Genomic DNA, 21,354 nt, shown 5'->3' with positions numbered 1-21,354 from the left:
TCTCTCCGCCTATTTTGGTTAAATTTTTTTGACCGTAATTATAGACAGAATTTAATTTAATCTTAATGAAACTCTAAACAATCTCTCTTTTTATCCCATCTTTTAAAGAGCAAGTTATCTCATATGTGATTGTATTGTGAATTTTTGCCAACTCTTTTACATCTTCAAATATACAAACCTCTTCATCATCGCTATTTATAGATAAATTATCCATAGAAACACGACCTAAAACTTGATAGCCTTTTGGAGTTGTATATTTTTGATGTTCATTTAATCTTAAAAAACCATCTCCATAACCAATATCATAAGTAGAAACAACCATATCTTCACTTGCACGAAATGTTCCACCATAACCAAGGCTTTGATCTTTTTTTAAAGTTCTAGTTGCCATTTTTGATGCCCAAAGACTCATTACAGGTTTTAATTTAGCAAAATCAAAAACTTCATCACAATCAAAATATCCATAAGTTGCAATTCCAACTCTAGCAAAATCATCACCTAAAGAGTCAAAGTTATTCACTCTAAAAAGTGCATTTGAGTTGCAAGAGTGAAAAGCTGGGATTGGTAAAAAAAGTTTTTCACATACCTCTTTTACCTTAGCTTTTGCTTTAAAAAAATTTGAATTTTGCCAAAAGAAATCTGTGCTTAAAGTATCAGCACCTCTGTGGTGTGTGAATACTCCTGTAATAGTCGCTTTTTGCTTCAAAAGCCCTAAAAAAGCCACTTCTATCTCATCTATGCTTACTCCATTTCTATGCATTCCTGTATCGATTTTTAAATGAACATTTGCATTTTGTGGTACTTTTGATATATCTTCAAGGCTATTTATTGCTATGTGAAAAGTATGTGAATAGTTGTGAAAAGTGCTGTCTGCAAGGACTAAAATATAGGAGAAAAATTGTTCTATTTTCTTTGCATCTTCTATTGTTTGAACTACAGCTTTTTTTATTCCAAACTCACTTGACAGTTTTGCAATTTCTATAAGTCCATGACCATAGGCATTATCTTTTAACACAACAGCAACTTTATCTTTGTTTGTTGCTTTTTTACTAATAACTTCAAGATTGTAAAAAAGATTATCCTTGTTTATTAATATCTTCGCCACTTTTATCCTTTTTAAAATAATCAACTATGTTTTTTGCATCACTTTGATTTAAAACAGTTTTTAACTCATCAAATGTTGCATTTTTTATCTTTTCAAACTCTCCAAAATAAAGAAGTAGTTTTTTGATTTTTGCTTCACCAATACCTTTTATTTGAAGAAAAGAGATATCTTTGTCCTCTTTTCTTTTCTGTTTTTTATGAAAACTAATAGCAAATCTATGAGCTTCATCTCTTAATCTTTGAACAAATTGCAATCTTTTATCACTTGGAAGAAGATTTATACTTTTTATCTCTTTATTTTCAATAAAGTGCAAAATATCTTTTGCATTTCCTTTGGCTCTATAAGCTTTTGCATCTACTTTTTGTTTTGAAATGGCAATAATATCTAAATTTACCCCAATAGAAGAAACTATCTCAAAAGCTAAATTTAGTAGAGTTGAACCACCATCAATAAGCCATAAATCAGGAGGAGAGTTTTTATCAAAACTCTCAACTCTTCTAAAAAGTAGCTCTCGCATTTGAGAGTATTCATCAAGTGATTCAAGATTGTAGTGTCTATATGATTTTTTATCAAAACTCTCTATTTGACTATTCCAAACAACCATAGCTCCAACTCTTGCTTGTCCCATTAAATGAGAGTTATCAAAACTCTCTATTATGTTTGGACTATTTTTCAAACCAAATAGCTCTTTTATTTCACTATAAATAGAGTTTTGCTGTTTAATACTCTCTAATCTTAAAAGCTCATCACAGTTATTTAAAGCAATTTTTACGATACTAGCTTTTTTATCTATTTTTGGATTTGTTATTTTTATCTTTTTATTAAATTTTTGATACAAAAAATCTTCAATAGAATCAAGCTCTTCAAGCTCATTTGCTACAAGTATCTCTTTTGGAATAATTGGCAAATCATTTGAGTAGTAGTTTATAATAGCTCTTTTATAAGCCTCTTGTATATCAAACTCAACATCATCATTTGATTTCATAAAATCATAGTTTGAAGATGCCAATTTTCCATCTCTTATAAACATTCTTACAATTACAGCTTTTTTGTTACTATCTTTTATAGCAAAAATATCTAAATCTTCATTTGAAGCTAAGTCAATTCCCGTTTTGATTTCTGATTTTTCAATAGTTTTTATTCTATCTCTTAATACAAGTGCCTCTTCAAATCTAAAGTTTTGTGAATAAAAAAGCATCTTCTCTTTTAATTTTGTTAAAATTTTTGATTTATTGTAGATATAACTTAAAGCCTCATCTAAAAGTTTTTTATACTCCTCTTTTGAGATTTTATCTTCACAAGGAGCTAAACATTTTCCTATTTGAAAAAATAGACAAGCTTTTTTTCCTTTTACACAAGACTTTTTTTGAACCAGTGGAACTATCTCATAAATACTATCAAGCATATCTTTTGCTCCACTTGAGTATGGACCAAAATATTTTATATTTTTACCTTTCTCTATTTTTCTTGTAATTTCAAGTCGTGGAAAATCCTCATTAAAATCTACAAAAATATATGGATATGTTTTATCATCTCTTAGTAGAACATTATATTTTGGTTTTAGCTGTTTTATTAGTGAATTTTCTAAAATTAAAGCATCGTGCTCATTTGGTACAACAATCCACTCCAAAGAGGATGTTTCACTAATCATCTTATAAATTCTTGGACTTAAATCGCTTGAAGCTTGTAGAGTAGGGCTAAATTTAAAGTAGCTTTTTACTCTATTTTTTAAGCTTTTTGCTTTTCCTATATATAAAAGATGCCCTTGATTGTCAAAATATTGATAAACTCCAGCTTCATTTGGGAGTTGCTTTAATTTCTCTTCTAAATTCATTTTGAAATAGTAGCTAAAAACTCTTTTTAGAGCCTTTAGATGCTATCTTGAGTTATTTTTTTTAGACTATTTTTTATAACTATTGGAACAAAAAACATAGATACTACATAAGAGATTAAAGTTCCACCAATAAGTGCAACTCCAAGCCCACCAAATACAGCATCATTTGCAATTAAACTACTAGCAAAAACAAGAACTAAAACAGTTAAAATAATAGGTTTTGATCTTGTAGCTGCTGCTTTTGCTATTGCTTCATTTACTTCTAAATTATTCTGTAAAATAAGCTGTTTTGCAAAATCTATAATAAGTGTTGAGTTTCTTGAGTTTATTCCAATTAAAGCAATAAATCCAATAAGGCTAGTTGCTGTTAAATAAAAAATATCTTTTGTAAAAATATCCATAATAATATGGGCAAAAATTACTCCAATAATAGAGATAAAACTAGATAAAACTATTGCAGCACTTAGTGCAAAGTTTTTATAATAAACCACCATTAAAAGGAAAATCAAAACAAGTGCTATAATAAAAGCAGTTCCCAAATCAATAAAAGTATCAATTGTAACTTTTAGCTCTCCATCAAAAACCAAATCAAATCTCTCATTGCTTTTTTTATCAATAAATGCAAGATTTAGCATATTAGTTTTGATTACATCATAATCTTTACTAAACTCTTCAATCATCTGCTCTCTTGATTTTAAAAGAGGATATATTTGACTATCATTTGAAGTTTCAGCTATTACATTTATTAAAATATTTAGATTTTTTGATGTAATTTCTGGCTCTTTTAAACTCTCTTTTATTGTAACAAGTTCAGAGATACTTATCATTTCACCACGACTGTTCATAATTTTTAAGGATGAAAGTTTTGAGTTTAGAGCCTCTTTTGAGTGATCTGTTATATTTTTACTATGCGATAATCTTAAAAATATTGGAATTTGACTCTCTTTGTTTCTATCATTTATAACACCAACTTGCATTCCTTCAAAAGCTAGATATAAAGTTGCTTTTAGATGTTGTAAATCAACTTGACTCATCAAAGCTTTGTTGTTATTTATCTCTAAAGAGTAAGTTTTAAAATCACGATTTGCTAAAACATCAATATCCACTAAAGTCTCTTGATTTTTAAAAATTTTTGCAACTTTTAAAGCAAAATCTCTTTGATTATTAAAACTATCTCCTCCATAAATTTCAGCAACCAAAGATGCAAGAACAGGAGGACCAGCTGGAAGTTGAATAAATTTTATTATTGCATCATCTTTAGAGCAAGAGCTTAAAACTTCATCTCTTAAAATATTTACAAGATTGTAGCTTGTAATATCTCTATTCTTAAATCTTTTAATATTTACCATAAGTTCAGCTTGACTCTCTTTATCTTTTAGAGAGCTTAGTTTTACAAGACCTGCAAAATCTATTGGCTGACCTTGTGATAAAAAGGCTGAAACATTTAAGACATTATCATTTTTTTGTAAAGTGTGTGCAATACAATCAACCATAGCCTTTGTCTGTTTTAAACTTGAACCATCTTTTAAATCTAAATATACAGAGAAACTATCTGAGTCCTTATCAGGAAGCATTTTTGCTTTTACAATTTTTGTTGGAAATGTTAAAACTGAAGCTATAAAAAGTATTAAAGTAAAAACCAATACAAACATACTCTTTTTTTTATTGTTTAAAATATCTAAAATAATATGCTCTAATCTCATTTTTTAGCCTTTAAAACTTTTTTTACTAAATATGGCGTAAACGCATAAGCAACAAATAGTGAAACTGCCAAAGAGATAGGTACAAATACAGGAAGAGGGTGCATAAACTCTCCCATCATTCCCCCAACAAAAAACATTGGAATAAATACTAAAATAATAGCAATAGTTGCAATATTTGTTGGATTTCCTATCTCATTTGTTGCCTCTATTGCAATTTTTTCAATATCATCATTGGGACTTTGAATTTTGTGTCTATGAATATTTTCAATTACAATAATAGCTGCATCAACCAACATTCCAAGAGATACAATTAGAGCAAAAAGAGTTATTCTATTTACTGTTTCACCAAGTAGAAAACCTATAAATAGAGTTAAAGATAGAATCATAGGAACTGTTAAAGATACTATTAAAGCCTCTTTAAATCCAAGTGTAAAAATAAGTAAAATAAATATAATTACAATTGAGATAAAAAGATCTTTAATCAAAGCATTTACAGCATTGTTAGCAGTATATCCATCATCTCTAGTGATTGTATATTTGATATTTTTTTCTAAAAGTGGCTCTTCTATGCTACTCATATACTCAAATATCTTCTCATTTATAACAACACTATTTGCACCTTTTAATTTTGATGCCATAAGTGTAATTTGTGAATGTTCTTGCACATTTCCACTCTCATCTTTTAGATAAATATAGGCATCTTTTCTGTTTTGTATCTCATAAGATTTTTCTATTTTTGCAATATCTTTTAGATAGATTGGAGTTTGAAAATTGTATGAGATGATTAAATTTTCCAAATCTTTTACACTTTTTATAGCTTGATCAATACTTACAACAACAAGCTTTCCATCATCTGTATTTGTAGTTATATTTGGAGTGTTGTAGTTTAAAGCTTCAATGCTCTTCATAACATTTGCAAGTGCTATGTTATAAGAGCTTAATTTGTTAATATCAACTTCAATATTAAACTGCTCTTTTTTTTCGCCTTTTAAATCAACCATGGCTACATCTTCTATTTTGTTTATATCTTTTGATATACGACTTACTTCATTAAAAAGTTGCTCTTTTGTTAAAATATCTTTTCCATCTTTTTTTGAAGAGTAAAAAGCTATTGTTGCTATTGGAATACCTGTATCAATATCCATTGTTTTAATTATTGGTTGTAGAGCATTTTTTGGCATTAAATCCATATTTCTCATAACTTGGTCATATAGTTTTAGATTTGAGAACTCTTTATCTTCTCCAATAAAAAATTGAACTTGAACAATTCCAACACTATCTTTTGCATAAGAGTAGATATGTTCAACCCCTTTTATCTCTTTTATCTTTTTTTCTAAAGGTTCAATAATTACTTTTTGAATTTCACTAGCTTTGGCATCTGGTAAAGCTACAATTACAACTCCACCACTAACTTTAATTTGAGGATTCTCCTCTTTTGGCATAAGTAAAAGTGAAAAGTAGCCTAAGATTAAAATAAAAATACCCAAAATTGAAGTTAATGGATGATTTATAAATATTTTTGCAATCTTACCTGCAATATTTAAATCTCTACTCATTTTGATTATCCAAATATATTTTTACTTTTGCATACATAGCTGGATAGATATTGTAATCTTTTTTATCAAAAGCAATTTTTACTACAAATGAGTGAGAACTACTTTGATAGTTTGGAAATATTGCAATAACTTCTCCTTTTGAAAAGAAGTTTTGTGAAGGAATCTCAATATCTATCTCTTGGTTTAAACTTATATTTTTCAAATTTGATTCAGATATATTTGTTCTTATAATTAAAGAGTTTAAATCTGTCAAAACCATATGAGGCATTCCAGGAATTGCCATTTCACCCTCTTTGATAGATTTTTTTATAACTAAAGAGTCATTTAAAGCTCTTATTTTTAAGTAGTTATAGTTTGCATTTAACTCATCTAATTTTGCTTTAGCAGTTATTAAATTTAACTCCAACTGCTCATAATCAAACTTAGAGATTAAATCTTGATCTAATAGCTCTTTATATCTTTTTAGATTTAGCTCAAGATTTTTTACCTGATTTTTAACTATTTGTTCATTATATTTAATATCTGTTGAGTCAATCTCATATAAAAGCTGAGCTTTTTTTACAATATCACCCTCATTTACATAAACTTTTGTGATATTTCCCATTACTCTACTTGAAATAATCTTCTCATTTTGTGACTCAACAACTCCATCAAGCTCTAAATAAGAAGATAGTAGTTGAGTTAAAGATAAAAGTATTAAAAACAGAAATCTCATTTTGTATCCTTTGTTAAGTTAAGTCCTAAAACCTGTTTTAATTTGGCTTTTGCCAAAGATGCTTCATATCTTGCATTTAAAAGTAAAGTTTGAGTCTTTCTAAAATTTGTCTCTTGAGCTAGAAGTGTAGTCATTGAGATAAGTCTATTTTTGTATTGAAGTTTTGCTTGTTCTAAAACCTCTTGAGCTAACTCTAAACTTTTAGCATTTGTTTCAAGCTCTTTCTCTTTTAAATTAAGATTTAAAATAGCCTCTTGAAGCTCTAATTTTATGCCATCATCAAGCTTTTGCATATCGAGTTTTGCTTTTAGAAGTTCTAGTTTGCTCTTTTGTAATTGGCTACTTCTTGTTTGATCAAAAAGTGTAAGATTTACTCCTAAAAATGCCATATAGTAGTCTTTGTCACTTGAAGCTGTAAAATTATTGTCATTGTATCCATACTCTAATCTTGAAAAAATAGTTGGATAGTATGAGCCCTGTTTTGCTTTTATATTTTTGCTATTTGCATCAACTTCTATCTTTTGTAAAGCTTTTTCATCTCTATTTAATAAAGCAATCTCATATAGCTTTTCAAACTCTTTTAGAGTAAACTCTAAGCTTTTTAAATCTTCTACATCTTTTATCTTCTCATTTGAGCTTAAAAATCTAAGATATGCAAGTGATAAATCAAAATTGTTTTGTGCTTGTAGAAGTTGAGATTCAATATTTAGTAAATAGAGTTTTGCCTCATTTACATCTAGCTTTGTAACAAGTCCATTTTCGTGAAACTTAACTGCGCCATTTGCAATAAAATCAACACTCTCTTTTGCTTTTTGTAAAGTTTTTACAAAATCTTTTGCCAAAACAGAGCTATTGTAAGCTTTTAAAACTTCAAGCTCAAGATTTTTTTCATTAAGAGTGTATATATACTCATTTGCTTTTTCTTGAAGTTTTGCAATATCTTTGTAGTTTTGAATAGCAAATCCCATAAACAAAGGAATATCATATACTATTTTGTTATTTATATTTGTTCTATCATCTGGATAGTTTAAATCTTTTGGAGCTGTATCTATTCCTTCACCCATTTGAGAAAATCCAAAATCTCTAAATGTTGCCTCTCTACTAGATAGTTTTGAGTTAAAAACATATCCAGAGTGATTTGTTCTACTAACTTCACTTGATAGATATAGCTTACCTGTTTGAACTCCAGTTAAATAATCACTATTCGTTTTTGCAATATCAATATCAATTTTATGTTTTTGTAAATCTTTGCTATTTTCTAAAGTTTGAGTTAAAAGTTCATCAAAAGATATTGTTTGAGAAAATAGAGTTGAATAGAAGCTTATCAAAAATAAAATTTTCTTCATAAAAATTCCTTAAAATTAAAGTAGAGATTATAACAGAAAATTCTATTTTTTTCAAAAGAATTATAATTTAAATTTATAATTATAAATAAATATTCATTTACTTATAAGATATTTTTATTAAATATCTGAATACTCCTCTTTTATTTTAAGTATATCATCTAAATTTTCAAAGAATATATCAACAAGTTTTGGATCAAAGTGTTTTCCTCTTTGCTCTTTAATAAACTCTAAAACTTTTTCAATCTCCCAAGCTTTTTTGTAGCATCTATCGCTTCCAATAGCATCAAAAACATCTGCTAAAGCTGTAATTCGACCAAATATTGGTATATCTTCACCTTTTAAATTGTTTGGATAACCTGTTCCATCATATTTTTCATGATGAGTTAAAGCAATTTGTGAAGCTACTTTAAACAGAGGTCTATTTGAAATATGTAACATATCATAACCTTTTTGGGCATGAGTTTTAATAATCTCAAACTCTTCAGGAGTTAGTTTTGCTGGTTTATTTAAAATAGCATCTGGAATCGCAATTTTACCAATATCATGCATAGGACTAGCAAGTTCTATCATATCAACTTCATCTTCACTAAGACCATAAGCAGTTGCTAAAATTTTTGAATATTTTGCAACTCTTTTAATGTGTTCACCTGTCTCTTGAGATCTAAACTCAGCAATAGAACCCATAGTAAAAATAGTCTCTTTTTGAATCTCTTCAATCTCTTTATTGGCTGTAATATCTTCTCTTACAGCAAAATAACCAATATGATTTCCTAAATCATCATACTCAGGCTCCAAATCAGCAACAACCCAATAATAAGATCCATCTTTTCTTAAGTTTTTTATCTCAATAGTTATCTTTTTTTCAGCTTTTAAACTATCCCAAATCTTTTTAAATGTAGATTTTGGCATATCTGGATGTCTAACAATATTGTGAGGTTTTCCCAAAAGCTCCTCTTTTGTATATCCACTAATCTTACAAAAAGCACTACTTGCATGAGTTATTATTCCATTTAAATCAGTTCTTGAGAAGATTACATTTTTATCATAAATATCAAGTAGTTTTTCAAGTCTGTTTTGTTGTTCTTGAATCATTTTTGTTTTGATTTTTACATCATTATCAAGCTCTTTTGCATACATAGTTTTTAGAAGATATAAAAATCCTATAAGATATAGAGCAGAAAAAATTATAACAATTGATAAATATTGATTTTTAAAGTTTATTAGTGGTGAATAATCCAAATTCTTTTTCTCAAAAAATAGTAAAAATAGTCCCATATCCTTACCATATATATCTTTTATCTCTAAATTTGTAAGAATATATTTATCTATTAATAGATAGTTTTCAATATTTAAAAAACTATCAACACCTCTTTTTTCAACTAATTTTAAAAGTGATCTATTGGCATCAATATTTACAACATAATTATCACCTATAAAAGTTTTGCTAAAAGGTTCAATTATTTTTTTACTTTTTTCTATACTTAAAATAAATATAGGTTCTATATTTTCAAATTTCAAGTTTCTTGATATTGAGTTAAATTTAGATATGAACTCTACAAAACCTAAAATCTCTCCATTTGTATCATAAATTGGATTTATAGCTTTTAGAGTTAAATCAAAGAGACCAGAACTTATATTTGTAGTTGGTTTTGGATTTTTTAAAAGCTCATTTAAATCAGTTCGAACAGTTGATAAATCATCTCCTGACATCTTTTTCCAAGATCTATAGAAGCTTCTTCCATTTTTATCAACAATATGTAACCAAAGGTTTTTATAATCGCTGTTATCGTGTAGAAATTTTAGAGTTTTATCATAATTTAACAAGCTTCTATCCTCTGTTTTTAAAGCTTGTATGAGTTTTTTATCTTGACTTAAGATAAATGCCATATTCAAAGTGTTGTCTTGTTTCTTTTTTATCTCATCTGTAAAAAGTTTTCGCATTTGAATACTTTTTTCTAAATATATATTTTTATATATTTCAGTTTTATTTGGTGAGTAATAAAAATAGTGTGATAAATAAATTAAGCTTAAAAAGCCAATAGCAAAATATAAAATTTTTTTCATAAATATAAAACCTTAAATAGTTATTTAAAGGATTGTGCTAGGTTACCAATAATTAGTGGCCACCCATCAACGACAATAAAAAATATAATTTTTATAGGCAAAGATATCATTACAGGAGGTAACATCATCATACCTAAACTCATTAAAATAGAAGCGACTATTATATCAATAATTAAAAACGGTAAAAATATAAGAAATCCTATTTCAAATGCTGTTCTAAGCTCACTTACTATAAATGCTGGCATTAATAGTGTTAGTGGAACATCATCGATATTTTTTGGATTTGGCTCTTTTTTTATTCTATAAAATAGAGCTAAATCAGATTCTCTTGTGTTTTTTATCATAAAATCTTTAAAAGGTGCAACACCTTTTTCAAAAGCATCTTGATAAGATATTTTCTCATCCATATATGGAACAATACTCTCATCCCAAGCTTTTTTCCCATAAGGCTCCATTATAAATATTGTCATAATAAGAGCTAAAGATATTACAATTTGTGTTGGAGGTGTTTGTTGAAGACCCATAGCTTGTCTTAAAAGTGATAAAACAATTACAATTCTTGTAAATGAAGTTACCATTAATAGCAAAGTTGGAGCAAGAACTAAAAGAGCTAAAATAATAGCTATATTTATTGTTTTTACAAATTGTACTGGCTCTTCAAGGGCTGCAACAGATAGATTTATCATAGGAACAGGATCAGCAGCAAAGCTAAAAGTAGTTAAAAAAAGTACTCCTAAAAAAAGTCTCAATAAAAATTCCTAATAAATAAAATAGTTATAATTCTATCTAAGTTTAAATTAAAACTACTCAAGTTCAGTTATGTAACCTAATTCATAAAGTTTATCGTAAATATTACTTAAAATCCCACCCGTTGCTCTACCACCACTCTCTCCATGCTCAACTATAATTGTAACAACATATTTAGGATTTTTATATGGACCAAATGCTGTAATCCAAGCATGAGATCTTTGAAAATATTCAAGTTCACTCTCTTTCATTCTTACTTTTTCATCTTGAGGAATAGTATAAACTTGAGCAGTTCCTGTTTTTGCAGCTATTTTAACTTTTGAAGTTATATGTCTATTTGCTGTTCCCTTTGGTGAGTGTACAACATCAAACATAGATTCTCTCATTAAATTTAAGTGCTCTTTTTTAAAATCAAGCTCTTTTGGCTCTTCATAAGCATCTTTTGAAAGATGTGGCTTTGGAAGTTTACCATTTGCAAAATATGCTGTAAACCTTGCAATTTGAAGTGGAGTTGTAAGCATATTTCCTTGACCAATAGATGTAATTACAGTCTCTCCAATGTACCAAGGTTCATTAAATCTTCGAGCTTTCCACTCTTTATTTGGATTTATTCCAATAAATTCATTATCCAAATCAATTCCTGTTTTTTGACCAAATCCAAATTTAGCTAAAGTTTCAGAAATTTTATCAATTCCAATTCTTAGGCTTCCTTTGTAGTAAAAATCATCGCAACTTTGAATAATAGAGTCTTTAAAATCAACATTTCCATGACCTGTTAATTTCCAACATCTAAAATTTCTATTTCCAATCTCTAGGCTTCCTGTACAATTAACACTGTAATTTTCAGGAATTCCATTTTCTAAAAATGATAAAGCAATTCCCATTTTAATAACAGAACCAGGTGGATAAAGACCATTTGTAATCTTATTTGTAAAAGGGTGGTTAAAATCATTTCTTAAAATATCCCACTCCTCTTGAGATATACCTTTTACAAAGATGTTACTGTTGTATTCAGGAAAAGATGAAGCTGCTAGAATCTCCCCATTTTCTGAGTTCATAATTACAACAGCACCACTTTTACCTTCAAACTCCTTTTGTAGAAATTTTTGAAGTTCAATATCAATTGTTAATTGGACATTATTATCTATAGATGGATCTCTTTGAGATATAATTTCAAGCTCTTTGTTGTAGGCATTTACTTTAACCTCTTTGTATCCAATTTGACCTTGAAGTTTTTCATTATAATATTTTTCAATTCCACTTTTACCAATCATTGTTCCAAGTCTTGCTACTTCATTATCTTGCGCTTCTGCTTTTGTAGATTTTCCAACATATCCAATAATATGTGTGGCTAATTCATTAAATGGGTAGTGCCTTTTTGAAGAGAGTTCAACTTTAATATTTTGATTACTCTCAAGATATGTAAATTTTGCTAACATCTCATCATAATCAACAAAATCTATAATATTTATGAAATCATGATTATATGGTGAGTCGTTTCTTATATATGTTTTATAAAGCTCTTCTTTGTTGTAGTTTGGTAGATGTTTTATAATGTTTTCTAATGTCTCATCAAGTTCAGCTTTGTATCTATTTGCACTTAAATGAGGTTTTATATTTATTGAAAATCCTATTAGATTTAAAGCTATTAAAGTGTTATTTCTATCTTCAATAATTCCACGAACTGGTAATTGATAACTTTTTTTAATATAGTTGTTTTTTGATAACTCTTCATAATAGGTATTTGATTTAATAGATAAAAAATATACTCTAGCTAAAATCATCAATGAAATTGTTGTGATAATAATAAATACAATATTTAGTCTAATTTTCATAAAAATATTCCAAATAGTATAATATCAAGAAGTAGTGCAAAAAGAAGTACGAAAAAAATATGTATTGAAATATCATAAAAAATTGTAAAAACAATTAGCATTCCAAGATAAAAAAACATAATATAAATATAGTTATTTGCCTTTTCTTGTTCATATTTTGGAATTATAAATAGATATATAAAGTATGCAATTAGTGCTAGAGAAAAAGGTTTTAATCCCATATTTAACTCAATTAAAAGAAGAGCAAACAAAACAAAAGCAAAAGAGTAGTAGTGCTTCTGTTTTAAAGTTCTATAAAATGCTATTGATATAATTCCAGCAAAAGGAATAGTAATAAAAAAAGATGATGCTATAACAGATATAAATACTAAAATATAGATAAAAATTATTAAAAAAATTGGGTTATCTAAACTATTTATTGACATAAAATCCTAACTTTTAAATAGCTCTTTTGGGTCTATATAAGCACTATCTTTTGTAACTTGAAAAGTAAGATTACTACTAACTCTTCCAACAACACTACCTTTTTGTATCCACTTACCAACAACAATATTTGGAGCTATATCATCCAAATGAGAGTATACTGTGTGAAGTCCATTTGAGTGTTGTACAATTACTACATTATCAAGCATTCCAGCATTCTTTTTTGCAAAAACAACTTTTCCATTTAAAACAGAGAGAACCTTTGCATTCTTCTCTTTAGAGTTTAAAACAATTGATTCATTAAATAGTTTTATTTTATAAACAGGGTCATAATATGTTCCAAAAGGTTTTTCAATACTAAAAGATTTTAATGGTGCTATTGTCTTAGCTCCTTTGTATTTTACAATTTTAACACCATTTGTAGATGAGCCTATTTTTCTAACATCCAAATCCAAACTTTTTGCAAACTCTTGATTTCTTTGATTCTCTGTTTTTGCTAATTGTTCAGCTTTTTTTGCCTCCTCTTTTCTTTTTATCTCCTCTTGTTTTAAAATTTTTAAATCTGCTAATATTGAGTTAAGGCTCTCTTGTTGTGATATAACTTTTTTTAACTCAGCTTGATAAAGTTTATGCTCTTTTTCTAAATTTGCTAAAGATTTTGTATGACTCTTTTTTAACTCTAAAAACTCCTCTTTCTTCTTCTCTCTTGCATTTATGTAGCTACTAAGTTTTATAATAGCCTCTTCATTCTCTTTTGTATTTTTAGATAGTTGATTATAATTTTGATTAATTTGATCTATTCTATTTTTTGAGTGTTCAGATAGAAGCGAAAAAACTTCACTATCAATTAGCTCTTCAATTGACTCTTTTGAAGCTAGTTTTATAGCCATTGATACTGAAAACTCTTCAATTATAATATCTACAATCTCCTCTTCACTCTTTCTTTTTTCAATAATTAAATTTTTTGTATCACTTTGAAGTTGATCTAGTTTTTTTTCAGAACTTTCAAGCAAATTTTGATGTTTTAAGATATCTAAATTAATACTCTCTATATTTTTTTCTAAATTTAAAATATTTCTATTTTGCTCCTCAATACTTTTTGCAATCTCTTTTGTTTTATCATTTGCATCTTTTCGTTTTTGTTGAGCTTGAGATAAAACTTTTTCATTTTGTTCAATTTTTTGATCAATATTTGCTTCTAAAGTTGATAAAAAAATAGCAAAAATAAGAAAAATATTTTTAATCATTGTCAATCTTATATTTAAATAGTGTTCCAAAGATTGTAAATAAAGATATTACAAAAGCAAGAGCAAATATTTTAAAAATCTCCTCCTCAAGATGAATTTGAATATTTACAATATCTTGCAACTCAAATGGAAAAATAGCCTCTATATTATTTGAAATATAGATTAAAAATATTGAAGCAACTATAAAAGCTAAAAACGAACTAAAAAAAGCATACTTTATAACACTTGAAGCACTATAAATAATTGATGCCCCATGTAGTCTTAAAATAGATATTTTAACTCTATGTTCATGAAACCACAGTTTTATCTGTTTTGCCAATATAATAACTGCAAAAATTGTAATAATTAAAAATAGAGTAAAAGATATCGTATTTAAAATAAGTAATAAAATATATACTTGACTATGATTTTTATAAAAAACTTCTACACTCTTTATGCTCTCTTTACTTTGTAAAGTTTTTCTTATCTTTTCAAGTTCAGTGCTTGTTGGAAAATCCTCTAAATATAGTTGATAAAAATATGGAAGTTTTGTTCTTAAAAGTGTAATAGAACTTGAAGATAGATTTGCTTTTATATTTTCTATAATTTTTTCATTTGAGATTAGTTTTAATTCACTTACATTTATTCCAGCAAGATTTCCTAAATCCTCTTTTTGTAAAGATTTTTTTGAAACCAATATTATTGAATAATCTTTTGATATTTTACTTTTGTAGTTATTTACAATATTATCAATTAGTAAAAATATACAAAATGCAATAAGCATAGACAAAAGAGGTATAAAAAATCCAAAAATTGAGTTAAGAGACCTCACAAATAACCCCTTCAACAATTGAAAGCTGTCTAAATTTTATTCCTAAATGTCTAGGAACTCTATGTGTTACAACTACAATTGTAATACCAAGTCTCTCATTTGCACTTTTTAACAAATTCCAAACAACATCAGCTGAACTATCATCTAAATTTCCAGTTGGTTCATCTGCAATTATAATTTTAGGATTATGTGCTAAAGCTCTTGCAACTGCAACTCTTTGTTGCTCTCCACCACTTAATTGATTTGGATAATAACCTTTTTTATGAAAGAGCTTTACATGCCTTAACAGATCATCAGCTTGTTTTCTTGAAGTCTCTTCAACATAGTTGTTTACTCTAAGAGGAACCATAATATTCTCTTCAATAGTAAACTCATTTATAAGTTTATAATCTTGAAAAATAATTCCAATATCTTTTCTTAAAACTCTTAATTTATTTCCTTTTATCCCAACAACACTCTGTTTTGCAATATTTAACTCACCATGTCTTATTGGTAACTCTCCATAAAATGATTTTAGCAAAGTTGATTTACCACTTCCAGAGTTTCCACCAATAAATACAAACTCTCCCTCTTTAATAGAGAAATTTCCTTGTTTTATAATATACTTATTATTATCGTAAGTAAGATATAAATTTCTAGCTTGAATCATTTTTGTAAAACTTCTTTTAACTTTTTATGTGAAATTATATTTGAACTTGTTGGAAGAGGTTCCCCTTGATAGTAAGATACTTTTCCATTTAAAACTAAAAGATATTTTGTAATTGGGCGGTCAAAATTACCCATAGTAACTTTTATTAATCCAGAGTTTTCTTTATCTAAAATTTTATAAAGCTCTTCAATATGTACAAAATAGTTACCCATAATTAAAGCTTTTAGAGAACTTTGCTCACAAAATCTATTTAAATCTAAATCAAAATCAAAAGAGAAATCAAAATTTAAATCTCTTTTTTTATCTTCTGATTTTGAAATTAAAACTACATCATAGATGTTTTTACCTTGTCTTCTCCATCTATCTTCATATTTACTAACAACTTTTAGCTCTTTGTTTACATCAATTAAAATTGAAGCTTGATTTAAATTTGTAAGTAAATCTACACAAAAATCAAAGTAGTTTCTACTATCAGTTCTAAGTTCAAGTGTTCCATCAATTTTTAAAACTCTTAAAGCTTCATTTACAAACTCTTTTGAAAAAATTCTTCTATGTGGTTTTTTGTCCCAAGGAACAGGAAAGTGTACAAAAATTTTCTCAACTTGGTTTGACTCTATAAACTCCATAAAAAGTCTTGCATCATAATTTACAACTAAAACATTTGTAATGTTTTGAAGCTCTAGCTGTTTTAACAACTGCTCAATTGATGGGTAGTGGATTTCAAGTCCAATAAATTGAACATCTGGATTGTTTTTTGCTTGATATAGAAGGTGTCTTCCACTCCCAAAACCAATCTCTATTTGAATATTTTTATCTGTTTTAAAATCATCTACAAAATATTCAATATCTTTTAAATACTTATGAGGAATCTCTTTTTTCTCTTTTAAATTTGATGTATTTGTAAATAAAATATCAGTTCCATTCTCTTTTGCATAAGAGTTTATAGCATCTTTTATTATAGCAACAGGAGAGATTCTTGTTGTTTTATCAGATTTAATTAAAAAATTATCATCTTTCTCTTTAATAGCTAACATAAAATCTCTATTTTGATATTTTACAGCAACTTTATACTCAGTTTTTCTGTCACTCTCTTTACTAAAACTTTGAGCAACAAATAAAAACTCCATATTATTTGATTTAAATGGAGTCTTTACTATTGGGTTAGATTTAAAAACAATATGTGGCATTATGCTCTTTATTCCGCTGTTGGAAGTATTACTTTAGTTTCGTTACTAGCTTCTGAAACCAAACCAAACTCATCTATAGCTTGAACACTATATTGATACTCTAAACCAGCTACAACATCAAAATCTTCATATCTTAAATCTTTTACACCCTTTATAATTAGTGTATCAGTTTGTAAAAAACCTTTTTTTGTTTTTTTGATAATATTATATGCAACAGCTCGGCTATCCCCTTCTTTCCAATTTAAAATAGCTTTTTTATCTTGAATTTGAGCCAAAGTTAATATCGGTTTTGCAGGATTTATTAAAGTTGAACCTAAAATAGCAGTTATATCTTGAGTGCTTTCTAATCTATCTTTATCAACACTTACAACTTTATAAAAATATTTTTCATTATCACCTTTTAACTCATCTGTATAATCTAAAGTTTTTGAATCAACAGTTGCAATTTTACTAAAGCCATATTTCTCACTACTACTTCTATAAATATCATAAGATACTACATCTAAAGTTGAACTAGCTTCCCAAACTAAATATATCTTTTTTGGAATATCAGTCGAAGCTTTCAAATTTGAAGGAGGTAGAGGAAGAGGTTTTGTATTTGCCTCTAAAATTAAACTAGGATTTGACTCTATATTTTCAAATGTATATGATTTTATTCTATACTTATAAATTGTATTATCAAGTAGGTTTATATCAATAAACTCAGCTGATAGTCTATTGTTTATTTTCCCACTTACAGAACTCCATTTTTTAGATTTAGAGTCAAATCTTTCAACAATATAGTATTCAACTCTTTTATCAGGATGTGGTTGCCAAACAACTTTTACTTTTCTTGGAAGATTTGAGATAGCTTGTCCCATTTGAACACCTTCAAGCCTTGGAAGAGTTTGAGCTAAATATGCTTTAGTTGTTTTTGACTCTTTATTATCTTTTAATTTTACAGAAATTTGATAAAGATATTTTGTATTTGGTTCAAGATTTTTATCTACATAGTGAGTCTCAAATCTATTATTGCTAGAATAAATTAATTTGAGTTTAGTCTCATTTTTATCAGCATTTGCTCTATAAAAGTTGTAACCAACAACTCTCTCATCATCAACTCTTTTCCACTCAAAACCAATTGATGTCATATCTGAAATAGTTATTATTGAGTCATAATCAACAGTTTCAAAACTCTCATCAATTTCAACTTTTGAATTACCGAAGTTTTGAAATGTATTTGCACATGAACTAAGAAACGAAACTAAAAGAGTTAGTAAGCCTAGTTGGATCAATTTTTTCATCTATTATCTCCTTGGAAAAGTTAATATCTATAAAATTCTCTATATCTTTTGGAATATCTGCTTTAAAGCATAAATTTGTTTTTTTTATTGGGTGCATAAACTCTAAGTAATATGCATGCAAAAAAATTCTGTTGATTTTACTTAATTCGCTCTTAAAACCATATAAAGTATCTCCTAAGATATGTCTTGAGATTGAGTTTAGATGGACTCTAATTTGATGAGTTCTTCCTGTAAAAAGTTTACAAGCAATTAGTTCATATTTTTGATTATTTGAACTCTCTATTTTATAAAATGCAGTTCTTGCATCTTTTCCATTTTCAACAATTCCCATTTTTAATCTATTATTTGGATTTCTTGCTATTGGTCGATTAATAACAATATTATCTTTTAGTGGTAAATCAATAATTGCTAAATAGTATCTTCCAATATTTCTATTTTCAAACTCTTTACTTAAATTTTGATGTGCTTCATTTGTTTTTGCAACTACTAAAATTCCACTTGTTCCTTTATCAAGTCTATGAACAATTCCATGTCTTAGCTCTCCACTAATAGTTGAGAGTGAGAAATTTTTTAACTTTAACCAATCAACTAAAGTTGGCTCTTTTACACTAGATGCTTCATGAACAGTCAAATTTGCTGGTTTATTTAAAACTAAAATATCTTCATCTTCATATATTATTTTAATCTCAAAATCTTTGAAAAAATCCAGAAGATATTCACTACTTTTTATATTAAGTTCTTCAGGCTTTGGAATCTCTACCTCTACAATTTGATTCTCTTTTAATTTATAACCATTTTTATCTATAGTTTTATTATCAACTTTAACTAGATTTTTTTTAATAAGCTGTAAAATTTGGTTTCTTGAATCCTCTAAGTTTTTACTTAAAAACTTATCTAATCTATCTTCACTATCTACAATAAATTTTTTATACATTTTATGATACTCTTTCGCATGCGATTATTTGATAAAAGAACTATTTCTCACTTTGACTCTGTTTCGATGATATTAGTTATACCATTTGTACTATTATCATATTATTTAATTCAAGAGACAAATGATGCTCTTGCAAATAAACAGCTTTTTTATTATACAGTTTCATTGTTTATATTCTTTTTAGTCTTTATTTTACCAATACGAAAAACACTATTTTTGGTTCCAACTTTATACTGGTTTGCAGTTATTTTACTGATTTTAGTTGAGTTTATCGGTGTTACAAAATTGGGAGCTAAAAGATGGATTGCTATTCCATTTACAGATTCAACAATTCAGCCATCTGAGATTATAAAACCTATATATATATTAATGCTTGGATATCTAATACAACACAGACCCCCTCCAGTTGATGGTTATAATATAAAAGATTTTTGTTATTTTTCTATATTTATTTTGACACCATTTTTTCTAATTGCTATTGAACCTGACTTAGGTTCAGCTTTGGTTATGCTTTTGGTTGGATATGGAATACTTTTTGTTGTTGGAGTTAATTGGAAAATTTGGCTAACTATTTTTATTTTTTTAGCAGCTCTTTTACCACCTTTTTATACTTATGGCTTAAAAGATTATCAAAAAAAGAGAGTTCATGACTTTATTGTTGCTGAAAAACCAAGTTATCATGTCCAACAATCTATTATTGCTATTGGTTCAGGTGGATTAACAGGAAAAGATAGTGATGAAGCAACTCAAACTCAGCTTAGATTTTTACCAATTGCCACTAGTGATTTTATTTTTGCTTATTTAGTAGAGAGATTTGGATTTTTAGGTGCTTTAACTGTTGTAGTTCTTTACTTTTTTTTAATAATTCATCTTTTTACATATAATTTAAGCATAGCTTTCAAAAAAGATTATGTCACAAAAGTTTTTGCAACGGGTCTTGCTCTGCTTATATTTTTTAATATGAGTATAAATATTTTAATGGTTATTGGTTTTGCACCAGTTGTTGGAATACCATTACCCTTTTTCTCTTATGGTGGGAGTTCTTTTACTAACTTTATAATTATGTTAGCAATTCTACAAAACTTGGTTTCATATAGATATTTAGATAGTTATAGTTATGAAAGAAACTTATAGCTTAATAGAGTCGATAAAATACTTTAAATCTCAAAATTGTTGAAGTTTGTGGCTTTGGATACTCTTTGTAGGCAATTTGAATTAACTCTAATGTTCTATTATCTAAAATTGAGTAACCAGAACTTTGAATTATTTTTAAATCACTAATATCTCCATTTGGATGAAAAATAAACTCAACTATATTTATTCCAGTAATTTTAAGTCTAACTGCTTCGTGTGGATAACCAAGTCTATTTAAAACTCTTTGAGTAATAATTTGAAAATTGTTTATATTTTTTTCTAAATAGGCTTTTTGAACAGTTGTAAAATTATCATACTCTTTTCCATAAAGCTCTTTTAGCTCATTAAAAACTTCACTATTGTAAATAGTATCTTTTTGGCTTAAGAAATTTTCTAAAGTTTGCTCTTGAAGTTTGCTACTCTCTTTTAATATTTTTTCTTGAAAAGATTTTGCCTCTTTTAACTCTTTTGGAACTAAGCTATTTTTCTCTTCTATCTTTGCTTTCTCTTTTGTTATCTCTGTTTTAGGTTTTGGTTCCTCTTTTTTTAAAGGTTTAGCCTCTTTTTGTGAAATTATAGGCTCACTTGGAGTTAGTTTTACAAACTTCACTTCACTTATATTGTGTGGTTTTTGAATATTTTCATGAGTTTTGCCAGATTTTAGTTTTAGACCTGTATCAGCAATAATTAGTGCATGAACTAACAAAGATATGATAAAAGATATGGCAAGAGTAACTAATAATATTTTTTTCATTGTGCAAATTATAGTAGATTTTTTGTT

General features: G+C 27.3%; 18 protein-coding genes. 1 reads left to right on the top strand and 17 read right to left on the bottom strand.

The annotated features are described in order from the left end of the window. Positions 1-73: 73 nt before the first annotated feature. From CRU94_RS00280 to CRU94_RS00205, 16 genes are all read right to left on the bottom strand, one after another. Complete coding sequence (locus CRU94_RS00280) at positions 74-1,105, bottom strand: alanine racemase (protein ID WP_129104851.1); 1,032 nt, start codon at positions 1,103-1,105, stop codon at positions 74-76. Next, on the bottom strand, positions 1,077-2,939 hold the full coding sequence (gene uvrC / locus CRU94_RS00275; RefSeq protein ID WP_129104850.1) for an excinuclease ABC subunit UvrC: 1,863 nt from the start codon (positions 2,937-2,939) through the stop codon (positions 1,077-1,079). Before uvrC ends, CRU94_RS00280 begins: the two co-directional genes overlap by 29 nt. A gap of 35 nt (positions 2,940-2,974) precedes the next feature. Further along, the gene (locus tag CRU94_RS00270) at positions 2,975-4,642 is read right to left on the bottom strand and encodes an efflux RND transporter permease subunit (protein WP_129104849.1); all 1,668 of its coding nucleotides are present in this window, start codon (positions 4,640-4,642) and stop codon (positions 2,975-2,977) included. Beyond that, positions 4,639-6,198 (bottom strand): efflux RND transporter permease subunit, encoded by a 1,560-nt coding sequence (locus CRU94_RS00265; RefSeq protein WP_129104848.1) that lies wholly within the window; start codon positions 6,196-6,198, stop codon positions 4,639-4,641. The genes CRU94_RS00270 and CRU94_RS00265 overlap by 4 nt, the downstream gene beginning before the upstream one ends. Further along, positions 6,191-6,913, bottom strand: coding sequence for an efflux RND transporter periplasmic adaptor subunit (locus CRU94_RS00260; RefSeq protein ID WP_129104847.1), 723 nt, complete (start codon positions 6,911-6,913; stop codon positions 6,191-6,193). The genes CRU94_RS00265 and CRU94_RS00260 overlap by 8 nt, the downstream gene beginning before the upstream one ends. Then, positions 6,910-8,259 (bottom strand): TolC family protein, encoded by a 1,350-nt coding sequence (locus CRU94_RS00255; RefSeq protein ID WP_129104846.1) that lies wholly within the window; start codon positions 8,257-8,259, stop codon positions 6,910-6,912. The genes CRU94_RS00260 and CRU94_RS00255 overlap by 4 nt, the downstream gene beginning before the upstream one ends. Positions 8,260-8,376: 117 nt before the next feature. After that, complete coding sequence (locus CRU94_RS00250) at positions 8,377-10,323, bottom strand: HD domain-containing phosphohydrolase (RefSeq protein WP_129104845.1); 1,947 nt, start codon at positions 10,321-10,323, stop codon at positions 8,377-8,379. 20 nt (positions 10,324-10,343) lie between these two features. Next, entirely contained in the window at positions 10,344-11,072 is a 729-nt protein-coding gene (gene fliP / locus CRU94_RS00245) for a flagellar type III secretion system pore protein FliP (protein ID WP_129104844.1), read from the bottom strand. Positions 11,073-11,126: 54 nt separating this feature from the next. Then, positions 11,127-12,905 (bottom strand): penicillin-binding protein 2, encoded by a 1,779-nt coding sequence (gene mrdA, locus CRU94_RS00240; protein WP_129104843.1) that lies wholly within the window; start codon positions 12,903-12,905, stop codon positions 11,127-11,129. Further along, positions 12,902-13,330 carry a hypothetical protein gene (locus tag CRU94_RS00235; protein ID WP_129104842.1) on the bottom strand — a complete coding sequence of 143 codons (429 nt, stop codon included), beginning with the start codon at positions 13,328-13,330 and terminating at the stop codon, positions 12,902-12,904. The genes mrdA and CRU94_RS00235 overlap by 4 nt, the downstream gene beginning before the upstream one ends. Positions 13,331-13,336: 6 nt before the next feature. Beyond that, positions 13,337-14,575, bottom strand: a complete 1,239-nt coding sequence (locus CRU94_RS00230) for a murein hydrolase activator EnvC family protein (RefSeq protein ID WP_129104841.1) — start codon at positions 14,573-14,575, stop codon at positions 13,337-13,339. After that, positions 14,568-15,386, bottom strand: coding sequence for an FtsX-like permease family protein (locus tag CRU94_RS00225; protein ID WP_129104840.1), 819 nt, complete (start codon positions 15,384-15,386; stop codon positions 14,568-14,570). Before CRU94_RS00225 ends, CRU94_RS00230 begins: the two co-directional genes overlap by 8 nt. Continuing rightward, positions 15,373-16,035: a cell division ATP-binding protein FtsE gene (locus CRU94_RS00220; protein WP_129104839.1), complete on the bottom strand. Its 663-nt coding sequence runs from the start codon at positions 16,033-16,035 to the stop codon at positions 15,373-15,375. The genes CRU94_RS00225 and CRU94_RS00220 overlap by 14 nt, the downstream gene beginning before the upstream one ends. Beyond that, positions 16,032-17,222, bottom strand: a complete 1,191-nt coding sequence (gene trmB, locus CRU94_RS00215; RefSeq protein ID WP_129104838.1) for a tRNA (guanosine(46)-N7)-methyltransferase TrmB — start codon at positions 17,220-17,222, stop codon at positions 16,032-16,034. Before trmB ends, CRU94_RS00220 begins: the two co-directional genes overlap by 4 nt. An 8-nt stretch (positions 17,223-17,230) precedes the next feature. Next, positions 17,231-18,505 (bottom strand): fibronectin type III domain-containing protein, encoded by a 1,275-nt coding sequence (locus CRU94_RS00210; protein ID WP_129104837.1) that lies wholly within the window; start codon positions 18,503-18,505, stop codon positions 17,231-17,233. Beyond that, positions 18,453-19,439: an RluA family pseudouridine synthase gene (locus CRU94_RS00205; protein WP_129104836.1), complete on the bottom strand. Its 987-nt coding sequence runs from the start codon at positions 19,437-19,439 to the stop codon at positions 18,453-18,455. Before CRU94_RS00205 ends, CRU94_RS00210 begins: the two co-directional genes overlap by 53 nt. An 18-nt stretch (positions 19,440-19,457) precedes the next feature. On the opposite strand from CRU94_RS00205, the gene CRU94_RS00200 reads away from it, so the two are divergent. Then, positions 19,458-20,573, top strand: a complete 1,116-nt coding sequence (locus CRU94_RS00200; protein ID WP_129104835.1) for an FtsW/RodA/SpoVE family cell cycle protein — start codon at positions 19,458-19,460, stop codon at positions 20,571-20,573. A 1-nt stretch (position 20,574) separates the two neighbouring features. On the opposite strand, the gene CRU94_RS00195 is transcribed toward CRU94_RS00200, so the two are convergent. After that, the gene (locus CRU94_RS00195) at positions 20,575-21,327 is read right to left on the bottom strand and encodes an energy transducer TonB (protein ID WP_129104834.1); all 753 of its coding nucleotides are present in this window, start codon (positions 21,325-21,327) and stop codon (positions 20,575-20,577) included. Positions 21,328-21,354: the final 27 nt, after the last annotated feature.

It is taken from the genome of Arcobacter sp. AHV-9/2010 (genome assembly GCF_004116575.1).
Taxonomy (GTDB): domain Bacteria; phylum Campylobacterota; class Campylobacteria; order Campylobacterales; family Arcobacteraceae; genus Aliarcobacter; species Aliarcobacter skirrowii.
The sequence above is the reverse complement of the archived record's forward strand: the minus strand, read 5'-3'. Positions and strand labels throughout refer to the sequence as shown.

What these genes read in the sequence shown, in the direction of transcription:
- CRU94_RS00230 (WP_129104841.1), bottom strand. Translation starts at nt 14,575, where the DNA reads ATGATTAAAAATATTTTTCTTATTTTTGCTATTTTTTTATCAACTTTA.
- CRU94_RS00265 (WP_129104848.1), bottom strand. Translation starts at nt 6,198, where the DNA reads ATGAGTAGAGATTTAAATATTGCAGGTAAGATTGCAAAAATATTTATA.
- CRU94_RS00200 (WP_129104835.1), top strand. Translation starts at nt 19,458, where the DNA reads ATGCGATTATTTGATAAAAGAACTATTTCTCACTTTGACTCTGTTTCG.
- CRU94_RS00220 (WP_129104839.1), bottom strand. Translation starts at nt 16,035, where the DNA reads ATGATTCAAGCTAGAAATTTATATCTTACTTACGATAATAATAAGTAT.
- CRU94_RS00210 (WP_129104837.1), bottom strand. Translation starts at nt 18,505, where the DNA reads ATGAAAAAATTGATCCAACTAGGCTTACTAACTCTTTTAGTTTCGTTT.
- CRU94_RS00250 (WP_129104845.1), bottom strand. Translation starts at nt 10,323, where the DNA reads ATGAAAAAAATTTTATATTTTGCTATTGGCTTTTTAAGCTTAATTTAT.
- CRU94_RS00235 (WP_129104842.1), bottom strand. Translation starts at nt 13,330, where the DNA reads ATGTCAATAAATAGTTTAGATAACCCAATTTTTTTAATAATTTTTATC.
- CRU94_RS00205 (WP_129104836.1), bottom strand. Translation starts at nt 19,439, where the DNA reads ATGTATAAAAAATTTATTGTAGATAGTGAAGATAGATTAGATAAGTTT.
- uvrC (WP_129104850.1), bottom strand. Translation starts at nt 2,939, where the DNA reads ATGAATTTAGAAGAGAAATTAAAGCAACTCCCAAATGAAGCTGGAGTT.
- CRU94_RS00255 (WP_129104846.1), bottom strand. Translation starts at nt 8,259, where the DNA reads ATGAAGAAAATTTTATTTTTGATAAGCTTCTATTCAACTCTATTTTCT.
- mrdA (WP_129104843.1), bottom strand. Translation starts at nt 12,905, where the DNA reads ATGAAAATTAGACTAAATATTGTATTTATTATTATCACAACAATTTCA.
- CRU94_RS00195 (WP_129104834.1), bottom strand. Translation starts at nt 21,327, where the DNA reads ATGAAAAAAATATTATTAGTTACTCTTGCCATATCTTTTATCATATCT.
- CRU94_RS00260 (WP_129104847.1), bottom strand. Translation starts at nt 6,913, where the DNA reads ATGAGATTTCTGTTTTTAATACTTTTATCTTTAACTCAACTACTATCT.
- CRU94_RS00270 (WP_129104849.1), bottom strand. Translation starts at nt 4,642, where the DNA reads ATGAGATTAGAGCATATTATTTTAGATATTTTAAACAATAAAAAAAAG.
- trmB (WP_129104838.1), bottom strand. Translation starts at nt 17,222, where the DNA reads ATGCCACATATTGTTTTTAAATCTAACCCAATAGTAAAGACTCCATTT.